A 13599-nucleotide genomic window follows, 5' to 3' on the forward strand; every position below is an offset into this window, starting at 1 on the left:
AAACACAACAATCTGTCAATCCCTGGTTAAGCCGACGTCCACGTCGTCGAGGTGGTGGCGAGTCAGTGGGACGCGACCCCGAGCAGGTCAGCGGCCACTCTCGCGGCCTCGCGGCCGGCTCGGTTGGCTCCGATCGTCGACGCCGACGGGCCGTATCCGATCAGCTGGATCCGCGGATCGGCCTCGACGACCGTTGCGAGACGGCCGGTCATCGTGATCCCGCCGCCCGGCGCGCGCAGCCGAAGCGGCGCCAGATGGTCGAGGGAACTGCGAAAGCCGGTGTTCCAGAAGATGACGTCCAAGTCGAGGTGGTCGCCGCCCGCGGGGCCGCAGTCCCAGCAGACGCCGGTCTCGGTGATGCGGGTGAACATCGGGCGCCACGACAGGATGCCGTCACGTTGGGCGGCGGCGATCGCGGGTGTCAGGGCGAGGCCGGTCACCGAGACAACGGACGTCGGGGGCAGTCCCGCGCGGACACGGCGCTCGACGCGTGCGACGGCCTCTCGTCCCTGCTCGGGCGTGAACGGTTCGGTGTTGAAGACGGGTTCGCGTCGTGAGCACCAGAACGTCTCGACGTCGGGCGCCTCGCGGGCGATCTCGATGAGCAGCTGGATCGCCGAGATCCCGGCGCCCACGACGAGGACTCGCTTACCGGCGAACTCCGCCGGTGACCGGTAATCGTGGGTATGCAGTTGGCGCCCTCGGAAGTCGGCGGCGCCAGGGAGGTGCGGGATGAACGGCCGGTCCCACGTGCCGGTGGCGTTGATGATGACATTCGTGGTCAGGCTGCGGCCATCGGCCAGCTCGACGCGGAACCCCTCGCCGTTCCGTCGGACCGACCGAACGTGCACCGGCCGACGGACATTCAGGCCGAACTTCTCCTCGTAGCGCCCGAAGTACTCGGGGACCGCGGTGGCGGCGGGCAGCTGATCGCAGTCGAGGCCGAGCGCTTCGACGATGCCCCACCCGGGCAGGTCGTGCACCCGGTTGGCGGTGGCGAGGGTCAGCGTCGGCCAGCGGAACTGCCAGGCGCCGCCGGGACCGGGCGCATGGTCGAGCATCTGGTAGCGGTCACCGAGGCCGAAGCGGTGCAGGAAGTAGGCCGATGACAGTGCCGCCTGCCCACCGCCGATGATCAGGACGTCCGAGTGGGCGTCGACGTCGACCGTGTCCGAGCCGGGCGCGTCGTTCTGGAGGTCGCGGCTCGGTGCGGTGCTGCTCGGCGTGGTGTTCGGCACCTCACCACCCTGTCACGACTCGGCTCGACAGTGTCATCGGTAGGCTTGGCCCCCATGATCCACTCCACCACCGACGGCGCCGTTGTCACCATCGAGCTCGATCGGGTCGACAAGCGCAACGCTCTCAACGAGGAGATGCTGGGCGGGCTGGCCGACGCCTTCGATGCCGCGACCGAGGCCGGTGCGCGGGCCATCGTGGTGACCGGACGCGGTCCGGTGTTCAGCGCGGGTGCCGACCTGTCCGGGCCGGTCTACGACCCGGGCTTCCTCGACAAGCTGGTGTCGACGCTGCACCGCATCGAGTCGACGCCGGTCCCCGTCATCGCGGCGCTCAACGGTTCCGCGATCGGCGGTGGACTCCAGCTGGCCATGGCCGCCGACCTCCGCGTGATGGCACCCGATGCGATCGCCGCCATTCCGGCCGCCAAACTCGGTGTCGCCGTGGATGAATGGACCATTCGTCGGCTCGTCTCGCTGGTCGGTGCCGGGCAGGCGCGCGGCATGCTCATCGGCTGCGACCCGCTGAACGCCGACCGTGCCCACACTCTCGGTTTCGCCAACCGCATCGGCGATCTCGCCGACGCCCAGCACTGGGCGGCCACCATCGCCGACCTCGCGCCACTCACCCTGCAGCACTACAAGCTGGTCCTCAACGGCGACGGCGCCCGCGACACCGCACCCGAGGACCGGGTCGCCGCGATGATGCGCGCCTGGCAGAGCGACGACATGGCCGAGGGTCGTGCCGCGCGCACCGAGAAGCGGCCGCCGAAGTTCGCCGGGCGCTGAACCCGCGCCCGAACGGTTCAGCGCCGGTGGATCGGCCCGGTGCCCTGGTGTAGCGGGCCGGCCTGTGCGCCATGACGTTCCGCGATGAGCTGCGCCGCGATCGCAACGGCCACCTCGGCCGGGGTGTGACCGCCGAGATCGAGTCCCAGCGGCGAACGCAGACGCGACAGCTGGGACTCGTCGACGCCCTCCGCGCGGAGACGAAGATCGCGGTCCGCCGCGGTCCGGCGTGAACCCAGCGCGCCGATGAATCCGAAGGTCGGAGATTGCAGGGCGGTGCGGAGCGTCGGCACGTCGAACTTGGTGTCGTGGGTCATCACGCACAGCGCTGTGGTCGAGCGGATCTGCCGGTCCCGGATCTGTTCGGCGAGATAGCGATCGGGCCAGCCGACGATCACCTCGTCGGCGTCGGGGAAGCGCTCCGGCGTCGCGAACACGGGTCGCGCGTCGACGACGGTGACGCGCATCCCGAGCGTCGAACCCAGTGAACTGAGAGCGCGCACGAAGTCGTTGGCGCCCACCAGGATCAGACGTGCCGGCGGGGCGAAGGTCTGCACGAAGGTGCGTGGCCGGTCCTCGGTCGGCGCAGTGGGATCGGTGGCCTCGCAGTCGTCGACGCCGATGACGCCCGTGCGACCGGTGTCGAGCATGTCGGCGACGTCGTGGTCGAGGCGCCGCCACTGCGGACGGGAGGTCTCGGTGGCGACATACCAGTCCGGGTGGGCGTTCAGCGTCGTGGCGACCGAGATCGGTTCATCGGCCGCGAGTGCGTCGGCGAGGCGTCGCAGCTGGGCCAGCCGTTCCGGCGTCGGTTCGATCCGTTCGACGACGACGTCGATCTGGCCACCGCAGGTGAGGCCGGGCGCGGGATCACGAGGGTCCTCGATGCCGAACTGCTCGACGACCGCCAGCCCGTCCTCGAGCACCTGCTGCGCGGTGTGGACCAGGGCTGATTCGACGCACCCGCCGGAGACCGAGCCGATGACGGTGTCGTCGTGCGTGACGACCATCGACGCCCCGACCTCGCGCGGTGCCGACCCCGACGTCGAGATGACCCGACACAGCGCCACGGGACGCGCGTCGGCTCCGTCGAGGACGGCGAGCAGGTCGGGCAGGATGTCGCGCATGCATTCCAGTTGACCAGATGGCGCCCGGCCGGGCCAGACGGGCCGGTGGAGGCGTCGACAGCTGTGCGGGGGTGCCTGCTAGTCGCCCAGCACCCGCCGCAGGTAGTCGTTCGCGAACACGCGCGACGGGTCGAACCGGTCGCGCACCGCACGGAACTCGTCGAAGCGCGGGTAGACGCTGCGCAGGTACTCGGCGTCGCGGGTGTGCATCTTGCCCCAGTGGGGGCGTCCGCCGAAGCCGGTGAGAATCGATTCGACGGCGGCGAAGTACGCGGCGGAGTCGGCCGGGTCGTCCCGGTGGTAGCGGTGGACGGCGATGTAACCGCTCCGGCGGCCGGTGGCGGTGGAGAGCATCAGGTCGTCGGCCGCGGCGGCTCGTACCTCGATCGGGAAGCTGACGCGGTACTCGCGGCGGTCCAGCAACGCGCGGATCTCGCGCAGCGCCGCCGGGACGTCCTCGAGGGGGATCGCGTACTCCATCTCGCGGAAGCGCACATCACGGTCGGAGACGAAGATCTTGGTCGACGTGTCGGTGAGTTCGCGGGACGACAGGCTGCGGCCGGCCACCGCGTTGATGGCGGGAACGAGTCGGGGTGCGCGGACGCCGACCTCGCACAGCACCCGGAAGACCTTGTTGCTCAACAGTTCGTCGTCGACGTATCGGCGGAACCGGGAGGGCCCGGTGATCGGTGCATCCGTTCCGAGCCGCGTGTTGGTCTTCACGAGCGCGCAATTGGTGTGCGGGAAGATGTAGAACTCGTGGTGGTCGGACGAGGCGACACGGTCGAGGAAGCCGGCGATCGCATCGTCGGCGGTGGCCGGACCCTCGACGGCGTGCAGCCGGAAGTTGTCGACGCAGTCGAGTGTGATCTCGACGAGCACCCCGAGCGCGCCGAGACCCAGTGCGGCGGCCTGTAGTTCGGGGTCGTCGGGGCCGATCGTGACGATCTCGCCCCTGCCGTTCACGAGTGTGACGGCCGCGATCTGCGTGCTGATGCCGCCGAACGCCAGTCCGGTGCCGTGGGTTCCGGTGGAGGTCGCGCCCGCGATGGTCTGCCGGTCGACGTCGCCGAGGTTGGCCATCGCGAGACCCCGCGGCGCCAGCAGTGCTGGGATCTCGTGCAGGTGGGTCCCCGCGTGCAGCGTGACCCGGCGTCCGTCGGCGCCGGCCAGGCCGCGCAGGCCGGACAGTTCGAGCTGGACGTCGTCGGCGACGGCGATGGGGGAGAAGCTGTGTCCCGCACCGACGGTCTTGATCGTGCCGCCCCGCTCGGCCGTCTCCCGGACGATGTCGGCGATCGCGCCCACACTCGTCGGACGCAGCACGCGGCTCGGTGTGCACGACGCGGTGCCACCCCAGTTGTGCCAGCTGTGCCCGGCGGCAGTCGACGTCCCGCTCACAGAAAGCATTTCCCTTCGCCTCGGTAGGTCGGCACGACCTCACTGACCACCGCGAGACCAGCGTCGTCGCGGTCGATGATCGCGACGTGCCGGGCTCGTTCGCAGACCTCGCCGGATTTGGTGTGCCGGAACCATACTCGATCGCCGATCGCGATGCCCGGCGCTGCCTTCCCGCGGAGCGGGGTCTGCACCTCGCCGGCGGCCTCGGTGCCCACGAACTCGAGTCCGCTCGGCCACACCGGTTTCGGGAGACGATCGGGTGCCGGCGGTCCGGAGGCGATCCAGCCGCCGCCGGCGCAGGTGACGATGCCGTGGGCGGGACGCCGGACGACGTCGAGTCCGAACGACAGTGCGGGCGCCGGCCGGAACCGGGCGTAGCCGTCGAACAGGTGGCCGCCGAAAAGGCCGCTGCCCGCGGCGATGTCGGTGACGGACCGGTCGCGCGCCGTCTCCTCCAGCGACCCGGTGCCGCCGCCGTTCACGAACTCCAGGTCGGCGATCTGCCGCAGCTCGCCGATGATCTTCCCGCGCCGGCGACGCAGCTCCGCCATCGACCGGCGCTGCATGATCCCGATCGCCCGGTTGACGACTGCCTTCCCGGGTACCGCGTCGGCGACGCCGGCGACCTGCGCCTCGTACGACATCACCCCGACCAGGTCGAAACCGTTCCGCGCGACGATCGTCCGGGCGAGTTCGAGTACGTCGCGGCGGGAATGCACCGGCGAACGCCGGACCCCGATGTGTACGCGACCGCCGAGGAGACGGTACGAGGCGTCGAGGTCGATGGTCACGCGAACCGGTCGTCGGGACGTCGGTGGGGCGACGGCGTCGATGAGGTCGAGCTGTTCGACCGAGTCGACGAGCAGGCTCACGCGGCTCGTGGCCACCTCGTCGTCCACGAAGGCCGCGAGCGCCTCTCGACGCACACTCGGGTAACCGATGAGGATGTCGTCGATGTCCGACGTCGTCGCCAGCCAGTGGGCTTCGGCGAGGTCGTAGGCGAGCACGCCGTGGAAGCCGCGGCGACCGGCGAGGTCGGTGATCACCGACCGCACCCGGAGGGATTTGCTCGCGATCCGGATCGGGACACCCGCGGAGCGTCGTAGCAGGTCCGCGGCATTGTGCTCGAGCGCCGCCCGATCGAGTGCCAGGACCGGCGCGTCGAGTCCCGCCCCGGTGACCGCGTGATCGATCGACGCCCAGTACTGCTCGGGGTCGGTCACCCACAGACCGTCGTCGAACCCGTCGACGGACGGTCCACGGGCAGGACGTTCAGTCGAGCCTGACATAGGTGATGAGCTGGTCGGCGACCGCCGTGATGATCGAGTTGATCACCTTGTCGTCACCGGTGCTCAGATGGGTCAGCGTGATCGCGTTGGTGGCGGCGATGACGAACGGGCCGAGTTCTTCGACGGGGCGGGTGAAGGACACCGGGGCGTGGTCGGCGACGATCTGCAACCCGGCGGTGGCGATCCGGTACAGCTCGTCGTACATGGCATGACCGACCTGCTGCAGCTCCGGGTGATTGTGCGCGTACATGCCCAGCGCGATTCCTGCCTGCATTCGGCCCGGGTCGGCCTTGAGCAGGTCGTGGAACCTGTGGAACTGCCGTTCCATGTTGTCCCGGAGCACGTCGAGGGTGAAGGCCTCGGCTTCGGTGTCCCCGTACTCGGCTGCCGGGAGCACCATGTGCAGCACGCGCTCGATGTCCACGGGGACGGCCTGCTCCATCACCGCGCACAGGAGCGCAGTCCGGCTCTCGAAGGCGTAGTGAAAACTCGCCAGCGGCATTCCGGCGTGAGCACAGATCCGGCGGGTGGTGGCACCCTCGACACCGTGATCGGCGATCACCCGATAGGCCGATTCGATGAGAGCGCTTCGACGCTGCTCGACGGACATCCGTGGCACGACGGTCAACCCCTTGGCCAGCATGCGACTTCGCATGTGCGGTGGACAATGTTCGCCGCAGCTTATCAGTGCCGATGATCGCGTTTGCGCGGTTCACCGCCTGAAACGTCCGGATGTTTGTCGATCCTCACAGATGCTCGTGCGCCGTGTGAGCCCCGGACCGGCCCCGTCTCGCTTCCCGTCGAACATCACCCGATCGGATTACTGTGTGCAGGTGACCTCGAACTCCGGAAGAACCGGCTCCGACGCGACGTCGCGGGTCCTCGGGCGGGTGACGTCGGCAGGCGTGATGATGGCCGACGCGGTGGCCGAACGCCTCGCCGCCGGTGGTCTCGGCCCGGCCCGCGCACTCGGCGCGACTCGCGACGAGATCGTGCCGCACGTGCGCACCTCCCCGCACCTGCACGACGGGGTCTTCGACAATCCCGAACCTCCCCAGGCGGCCGGCGCCGCGGATCTGCAGGTCCTCGCCGACATGGCGCGCCGCCCCGGACGTCCGCGCCGGCCGGTGATGCTCACCGTCCCGACCTTCGAAGACCCCTTACCGCTCGGGGTCACCTGGCTCGGCCACGCCACCGCGATCGTCGACATAGACGGTGCGCGGATCATCACCGACCCCGTCCTGAGCCGCCGGTGCTCGCCGAGCCAGCTCGTCGGTCCGGGGCGCATGCACGCGGCGCCGCTGTCCGCGCGCGGGTTGCCCCCGATCGACGTCGTGGTGATCAGCCACGACCACTACGACCACCTCGACATGGACACCGTCACCACGATCGCGGCGACCCAACCGGACGCGGTGTTCGTCACGACCATCGGCGTCGCCGCGCACCTGGTGTCATGGGGGATCGCCGAAGACCGCATCCGGCAGGCGGATTGGTGGGACGAGATCGTCGTCGGCACCCGCGGCGGCGAACTGCGGTTCACCTGCGGTCCGGCCCGACACTTCTCCGGACGCTGGTTGGCCCGCAACCTCACGCAGTGGGGGAGCTGGGCGATCGCCGGGCACACCCACCGTGTCTTCTTCTCCGGCGACACCGGTTTCACCGAACGGTTCTCCGACGTCGGGGCACGGCTCGGTCCCTTCGACCTCACGCTCATCGCGGTCGGCGCCTATGACGTGCTGTGGCCCGACATCCACGTCGACCCGGAGGAGGCGCTGTCGGTGCACCGGATGGTGTCGCCGGGTTCGGGTGCCGATTCGGTGATGATCCCGATCCACTGGGGGACCTTCAATCTCGCCCGCCACCCCTGGGGTGAGCCGATCGCGCGGCTGCGCGCCGCCGCACACCACGGCGACCCGACTGTGCTCGTCCCCCAGCCCGGTGGTTCGATCGACCTCGAACACCGCACCGGAACCGGTGTGGCGCATTCGAGTTGGTGGGAGGTTTCGGCGTGAGCACCACGGCGGAGACGATCGAGCCCGGTCTGACCGCGGCGGAGGTGGCCCAGCGGGTCGCCGACGGCAAGGTCAACTCGATGCCCGACCGCTCCGGGCGTTCCGTCGCGGACATCGTGCGCGCCAACGTCTTCACGCGCATCAACGCGATTCTCGGCGTGCTGTTCGCCATCGTCGCGTTCACCGGGTCGCTCATCAACGGACTGTTCGGCCTGTTGATCATCGCCAACTCGACGATCGGCATCGTCCAGGAGGTCCGGGCCAAGCGCACCCTCGACAAACTCGCCATCGTCGGACAGACCCGGCCCCGGGTACGCCGCGACGGCGTGGTGACCGAGGTCCCGCCCGACGAGGTCGTGCTCGACGACGTCATCGAGATCGGCGCCGGTGACCAGATCGTCGTCGACGGCGAGATCATCGAGGCCATCGCCCTCGACGTCGACGAGTCGCTGCTGACCGGTGAGGCCGACCCGATCGACAAGGACCCGGGCGCCCACGTGATGTCCGGCAGCTTCGTGGTCGCCGGTGGCGGCGCCTACCGGGCGACCAAGGTCGGGGCCGACGCGTACGCCGCGCAACTCGCCGCCGAGGCGTCGAAGTTCACCCTCGTCTCCTCCGAACTCCGCTCGGGTATCGACCAGATCCTGCGCGTGATCACCTGGCTGCTGATCCCCGCCGGCATCCTGACCATCGTCAACCAGCTGTTCATCAGCGAGAACGGGCTCAAGCAGGCGCTGCTCGGCATGGTCGCCGCGCTGGTGCCGATGGTGCCCGAGGGCCTGGTTCTGATGACCTCGATCGCCTTCGCGGTCGGCGTCGTGCGTCTCGGTCAGCGGCAGTGTCTGGTCAACGAACTCCCCGCGATCGAGGGCCTGGCCCGCGTCAACGTCGTGTGCGCCGACAAGACCGGGACCCTCACCGAGAACGGCATGCGCCTGTCCGAGCTGCGCGTCGTCGGTGACGTCTCGCCGGAAACCGCCGGTGAGGTGCTCGCCGCGCTGGCCGCCCACGATCCGCGTCCCAACGCCAGCATGATCGCCGTCGCCGAGGCGTACCCGACCCCGCCGTCGTGGTCGGTGTCCGCGATCAAGCCGTTCACCTCGGCGACCAAGTGGAGCGGGATGTCGTTCGCCGACGAGTCCGGCACCGACGTGGGCAGCTGGCTGATCGGCGCACCCGACGTGCTGCTCGACCCCGCGGGGGAGACCGCGCAGCTGGCCTCCGACATCGGCGCCACCGGACTGCGCGTGCTGCTGCTCGCGCGCACCGACGTCCCCGTCGACACCGAACCCACCGGCGGCGCGGTCGCCCCCGGCACCGTGACCCCCGTCGGGCTCGTCGTGCTCGAACAGCGGGTCCGACCCGACGCCCGCGGCACCATCGACTACTTCGAACAGCAGCACGTCGCGGTCAAGGTGATCTCCGGCGACAACGCGCGCTCGGTCGGTGCGGTCGCCGAATCGCTCGGCCTCGGCTCGGCCGACACCTCCGTCGACGCGCGCAAGCTGCCCGAGGGGGAGAACGAACTGGCCGACGTCGTCGAACACGGCGTCACCTTCGGTCGCGTCCGTCCCGACCAGAAACGCGCCATGGTCAAGGCGTTGCAGTCGCGGGACAACACCGTCGCGATGACCGGCGACGGCGTCAACGACGTACTCGCCCTCAAGGACGCCGACATCGGTGTCGCGATGGGGTCGGGTAGTTCGGCTGCCCGGTCGGTGGCCCAGATCGTGTTGCTGGACAACAAGTTCGCCACTCTCCCGTACGTGGTGGGCGAGGGTCGTCGCGTCATCGGGAACATCGAACGCGTCTCCAACCTGTTCCTCACCAAAACGGTCTACGCGGTGCTGCTGGCGCTGTTCGTCGGCGTCGGCGGCGTGCTGGGCAAGCTGTTCGACTCCGATCCGCTGAGCTATCCGTTCCAGCCGATCCACGTGACCATCTCGGCGTGGTTCACCATCGGCATCCCCGCCTTCGTCCTGTCGCTGGCGCCCAACAACGAGCGCGCCCGACGCGGCTTCGTGCGTCGCGTGCTGCTGCAGGCCGTCCCCAACGGCATCATCGTCGGCCTGTGCACCTTCGTCACCTACGTGATCGTCAACCCGGGCGGGCCGGGTGTCGAGGTCGGCGGCGACGCCGTCGACCTGTCGCCGGCGCAGACGCAGGCCGCCACCGCCTCCCTCATGACGCTCATCGCGATCGCGGTCTACGTGCTCGCGGTGGTGGCCCGGCCGTACAACTGGTGGAAGGTTCTCCTGCTCGCCGTCTCCGCCGGTGCCTACGTGCTGATCTTCGCGTGGCCGTTCACCCAGGACCTCTTCCACCTCGACTCGTCGAACTGGACGATGAACTCGGTCGCTCTCATCTCCGCGGTGGTCGGAATCGTGTGTGTGGAGGCCGTTTCGCGGGTGGTGCCGCGGTGGATCGCACGTCACGGTTCGCCCGCGGAACACTCGGCGGAGGTCGAGGCGTCGGCCGTGTGACGACGCCGTGCCGGCGACTAAACTCTGCGGCGAGTGGCCGGAAGAAGTCCGGCTCGTCGACACACAGGAGACGTCATGGATCTCAAGGGACTCGTCAACAAGGCCAGGGCCACGCTGCAGAAGAACCCGAACCTGATCGAAAAGGGTGGGGACGCCATCGACAAGGCCACCAAGAACAAGTACTCGGGTCAGGTCGACAAGGCGCAGGACGCCCTGCGAAAGGCCGTCGGCGCCCCGGGACAGGGCACTCAGGGACAGACCCCGCCCACCAACCCCGGGGAGCCGTTGCCGGGCCAGCAGAGTCCGCAACCCCGGAACCCGCAGAACCCGCAATAGGTCGCAGGTCAGGCTCCCGCGCGGGGGTGTCGCCGATACCCGGACACGGTCGGGTGGCCGTCGAAGAAGAACCGCCACGCCAGGTCGGCCGCGCGGCGAACGCCGACGCGCGGTCCGGCGGCCACCGGCAGGTCCGGAAGCGGTCCGCGCCCCGATGTGTCCAGAGTCACAGGCATGTCCGGATCTGCCAGATCGGTGCCGAGATCGGCCATCGTGATGCCGAGTGCGCGGCACAGGTTTCCGGGTCCGCTGGCGAGCCGGTCGTCGGACACCGGCGTCGAGCGCGCCTCTCCGCGTCGGGCACGTGCCAGCTCGACCCCGTCGATCACCTCGCCCGCCCGGAGCAGGACCGCCGCTGCGGGACCTGGCCCGTGCACCACGATGTTGGCGCAGTGGTGGCCGTGGATGCGATAGACGTACAACCGGCCCGGCGGGCCGTACATGATCTCCGACCGCGCCGTCCGCGTGTACGCATGCGAGGCCGGATCATCGGGGCCGGCATAGGCCTCCACCTCGGTGACCTGGATCGTCACGCCGTGACCGGTCAGGTGCGTGCCGAGCAGCGCCCGGGCCTGTTCGGCGACCGGCGCGGGCGAGTCGGAGATGCGGACACTAGGCTCTGGGACCATGGCGAAGACGAGTGACTCCATCGAGGTTGAACTGTCTCCGGAAGATACCTGGGCAGCCGCGTCGGACCTGTCCCGGTACGACGAGTGGCTGCTGATCCACGACTCCTGGCGCAGCCCGATCCCGGCCTCCGGGGACCTGACCAAGGGTACGAAGATCGCCTCGATCGTCGTGGTGAAGGGCACCCGGATCCGCTTCGACTGGGTTGTCGAGAAGTTCGACCCGGTGTCGCACGTACGTCTCAAGGGAAGCGGTAAAGGCGGCGTGAAGGCCAAGCTCGATCTGGGCATCGTTCCCACTTCGAGCGGATCGGAAGTAACCTTCACTGTTGATCTGGGGTGGATTGCCGCTGATCGGGCCCGTGGGTAAGACCGCGGCCCTGGCGGTTTCGGGGGATCTGCGAAAGTCGCTGCAGCAATTCCGAGAGGTCTTCGGCTGACCCGAGCGTGACGTCGCGCGGGGCACATTCGCCGCCGCGCCGGCGCGGCTGCGGGTGACAGCGATGCGTCAGGCGGTGTGCGAACACCGCCGCAAGAGGGGAACGGGAAAACTATGGGGCGTCACAGCTCAGATGCCGATCGCGGCGGAAACGAATGGACCCGCGCGGCGAGCAACGGGGGACCCGCGAGCGGCGCGAGCCGATCCGACGACGACTTCGGATTCGAACACCGCGAGGCCGGTAGCGGTCGCCGCGGCGGTTGGCTGTGGGCGATCATCGCCCTGATCGCGGTCGTTGCCCTGGTCACCGGCGTGATCATCTGGCAGGCCGGTTCCGGCGGCTGCGGTGACCGCACCCGGGTGGCCGTCGCCTCCGACGCCGCGATGACCGGACCCCTCCGCGAGGTGGCACGACAGGCCTCCGCGGACTCCTGCTACGACTACGACGTCCAGACCGCCGCCGGCGCCGACGTGCCCGGTCTGCTGACGCAGGGCGCCGCGGCCCCCGACCTGTGGGTTGCCGACTCGCAGGTCCAGGCACGCCGTGTCACGACGCAGGTCCGTCGCGACCTGGATCTGGTGGCACCGTCCATCGCCTCGACCCCGACCGTCGTCGCCGGCGAGAACGTCCCCGGGCTGGACACCTGGGTCGAGGTCATGAAGCTGCCCGACCTCAGGACCGGTAGCCCCGTCGACACCAGCACCGGTGATGCCCCGATCATCGGTGCGCTCGCGGCGGTCGACGCCGGCGAACTGCCGGAGGAGAAGTTCACCGAGGCCATGACGGTCCTCGCGATCCAGCAGAACAACGCGCGTCTGACCAACGACAACGAAGGCACCCGACTCAACCTGGCGAACACTGCGGGTGTGCCGGTGGTGACGACCGAGCAGCAGTACGAGCTCTTCATGCGCACCCACCAGGGGTCCAAGCTCAAGTCCTCCATCCCGGCCGCGGGCACCGTCATGCTCGACTACCCGCTCGTGAACACTGCTTCTGCCGCACGTCAGCAGGTCGCCGACGAGGCCGGTGCCGCGCTCGTGGCGGCACTGAACTCCGACGTGGGCCGTAAGGCGCTGACCGACGCGGGTTATCGCGACGCCGACGGCAACGGGGTCGGCGAGCCGCTGAAGAAGCTCGAGCTGCGTGATCCCACGTCGGTCGACAAGGCCCTGCGACAGTGGCAGGTGCTCGGCGTGCCGATTCGCAGCCTCGTCGTCCAGGACACCTCGGGATCGATGGCGACCCCGGCCGGCGGCACCACCCGGGCCGGTCTGCTGATCGACGCGTCGACGACCGGCCTGAAGCTGTTCCCCAACAACACGATGATCGGCGGCTGGGCGTTCAGCGTCGACAAGGGCGGCGACGGCCAGGACTGGGTCGAGATGGCCCCCATCCGACGACTCGACGCGCGTTCGGGCAGCGGCACGCACCGGGAGGCGCTCGGCAGGGCGGTCGAGGAGGGGTTGTCGGATCTCGGCGGCGGCACCGGCCTCTACGACACAACGCTCGCGGCGTTCAAGAAGGTCCAGGACACCTACGACCCGAACTACTCCAACAGCGTCATCATCATGACCGACGGGCAGAACGAGGACCCGAACAGCATCTCCCTCGACGAACTGCTCGCCGAGCTGAAGCGCCTCGAGGACCCGGCTCGACCCGTCCTGGTCCTGACGATCGGCATCTCCGACGACGCGGACTCCGACGCGCTCAAGCAGATCGCCGAGGCCACCGGCGGCACCACCTACATCGCCGAGAACGCCGCCGACATCCGGACCGTCTTCGTCGACGCCATCCAGGCGCGCGTCGCCGCGGCCGGTCGCTGACCGGCACGAGTTCCCCGCACCAGAGGGGCGGGCCTTCG

At 69.4% G+C, this 13599-nt stretch carries 11 protein-coding genes and 1 pseudogene; 6 read left to right on the forward strand and 6 right to left on the reverse strand.

Annotation, left to right across the window (positions count from 1 at the left end; all coding sequences use genetic code 11):
* Positions 1–62: 62 nt before the first annotated feature.
* On the reverse strand, positions 63–1238 hold the full coding sequence (locus RVF83_RS11900) for an NAD(P)-binding domain-containing protein (RefSeq protein WP_005200930.1): 1176 nt from the start codon (positions 1236–1238) through the stop codon (positions 63–65).
* Positions 1239–1292: 54 nt separating this feature from the next.
* Here RVF83_RS11900 and RVF83_RS11905 point away from each other — a divergent pair, with 54 nt between their 5' ends.
* On the forward strand, positions 1293–2024 hold the full coding sequence (locus RVF83_RS11905) for an enoyl-CoA hydratase (protein WP_005200929.1): 732 nt from the start codon (positions 1293–1295) through the stop codon (positions 2022–2024).
* A 17-nt stretch (positions 2025–2041) separates the two neighbouring features.
* Here the strand turns inward: RVF83_RS11905 and RVF83_RS11910 are convergent, their stop codons facing one another.
* From RVF83_RS11910 to RVF83_RS11925, 4 genes are all read right to left on the reverse strand, one after another.
* Positions 2042–3151 (reverse strand): XdhC family protein, encoded by a 1110-nt coding sequence (locus tag RVF83_RS11910; protein WP_005200927.1) that lies wholly within the window; start codon positions 3149–3151, stop codon positions 2042–2044.
* A gap of 78 nt (positions 3152–3229) precedes the next feature.
* Positions 3230–4561: a D-arabinono-1,4-lactone oxidase gene (locus RVF83_RS11915; RefSeq protein ID WP_039881191.1), complete on the reverse strand. Its 1332-nt coding sequence runs from the start codon at positions 4559–4561 to the stop codon at positions 3230–3232.
* Entirely contained in the window at positions 4549–5841 is a 1293-nt protein-coding gene (locus RVF83_RS11920) for an alanine racemase (RefSeq protein ID WP_005200924.1), read from the reverse strand. Before RVF83_RS11920 ends, RVF83_RS11915 begins: the two co-directional genes overlap by 13 nt.
* Positions 5825–6496 carry a TetR/AcrR family transcriptional regulator gene (locus RVF83_RS11925; RefSeq protein WP_174351915.1) on the reverse strand — a complete coding sequence of 224 codons (672 nt, stop codon included), beginning with the start codon at positions 6494–6496 and terminating at the stop codon, positions 5825–5827. Before RVF83_RS11925 ends, RVF83_RS11920 begins: the two co-directional genes overlap by 17 nt.
* Positions 6497–6668: 172 nt before the next feature.
* On the opposite strand from RVF83_RS11925, the gene RVF83_RS11930 reads away from it, so the two are divergent.
* The 3 genes from RVF83_RS11930 to RVF83_RS11940 all read left to right on the forward strand — a co-directional run bounded on the left by RVF83_RS11930 (position 6669) and on the right by RVF83_RS11940 (position 10672).
* Complete coding sequence (locus RVF83_RS11930) at positions 6669–7853, forward strand: MBL fold metallo-hydrolase (RefSeq protein ID WP_005200921.1); 1185 nt, start codon at positions 6669–6671, stop codon at positions 7851–7853.
* A complete protein-coding gene (locus tag RVF83_RS11935) occupies positions 7850–10336 on the forward strand; it encodes an HAD-IC family P-type ATPase (protein WP_005200919.1) in 2487 nt (828 codons plus the stop codon). The genes RVF83_RS11930 and RVF83_RS11935 overlap by 4 nt, the downstream gene beginning before the upstream one ends.
* Positions 10337–10411: 75 nt before the next feature.
* Positions 10412–10672 carry an antitoxin gene (locus RVF83_RS11940; RefSeq protein ID WP_005200918.1) on the forward strand — a complete coding sequence of 87 codons (261 nt, stop codon included), beginning with the start codon at positions 10412–10414 and terminating at the stop codon, positions 10670–10672.
* An 8-nt stretch (positions 10673–10680) separates the two neighbouring features.
* Here the strand turns inward: RVF83_RS11940 and RVF83_RS11945 are convergent, their stop codons facing one another.
* A complete protein-coding gene (locus RVF83_RS11945) occupies positions 10681–11322 on the reverse strand; it encodes a DNA-3-methyladenine glycosylase (protein WP_005200916.1) in 642 nt (213 codons plus the stop codon).
* Between RVF83_RS11945 and RVF83_RS11950 the strand changes: the two are divergent.
* A pseudogene (locus RVF83_RS11950) lies at positions 11300–11738 on the forward strand (type II toxin-antitoxin system Rv0910 family toxin). The gene RVF83_RS11945 and the pseudogene RVF83_RS11950 overlap by 23 nt on opposite strands.
* Before the next feature lie 113 nt (positions 11739–11851).
* Positions 11852–13561 (forward strand): substrate-binding domain-containing protein, encoded by a 1710-nt coding sequence (locus RVF83_RS11955; RefSeq protein WP_005200911.1) that lies wholly within the window; start codon positions 11852–11854, stop codon positions 13559–13561.
* Positions 13562–13599 lie beyond the last annotated feature (38 nt).

Origin of the sequence: Gordonia rubripertincta (assembly GCF_038024875.1) — a bacterium.
In the GTDB taxonomy this organism is placed as follows: Bacteria; Actinomycetota; Actinomycetes; order Mycobacteriales; family Mycobacteriaceae; genus Gordonia; species Gordonia rubripertincta.

Coding starts and splice junctions, on each gene's coding strand:
- RVF83_RS11905 (WP_005200929.1), top strand. CDS start 1,293: ATGATCCACTCCACCACCGACGGCGCCGTTGTCACCATCGAGCTCGAT.
- RVF83_RS11910 (WP_005200927.1), bottom strand. CDS start 3,151: ATGCGCGACATCCTGCCCGACCTGCTCGCCGTCCTCGACGGAGCCGAC.
- RVF83_RS11915 (WP_039881191.1), bottom strand. CDS start 4,561: ATGCTTTCTGTGAGCGGGACGTCGACTGCCGCCGGGCACAGCTGGCAC.
- RVF83_RS11920 (WP_005200924.1), bottom strand. CDS start 5,841: ATGTCAGGCTCGACTGAACGTCCTGCCCGTGGACCGTCCGTCGACGGG.
- RVF83_RS11925 (WP_174351915.1), bottom strand. CDS start 6,496: ATGCGAAGTCGCATGCTGGCCAAGGGGTTGACCGTCGTGCCACGGATG.
- RVF83_RS11940 (WP_005200918.1), top strand. CDS start 10,412: ATGGATCTCAAGGGACTCGTCAACAAGGCCAGGGCCACGCTGCAGAAG.
- RVF83_RS11945 (WP_005200916.1), bottom strand. CDS start 11,322: ATGGAGTCACTCGTCTTCGCCATGGTCCCAGAGCCTAGTGTCCGCATC.
- RVF83_RS11955 (WP_005200911.1), top strand. CDS start 11,852: ATGGGGCGTCACAGCTCAGATGCCGATCGCGGCGGAAACGAATGGACC.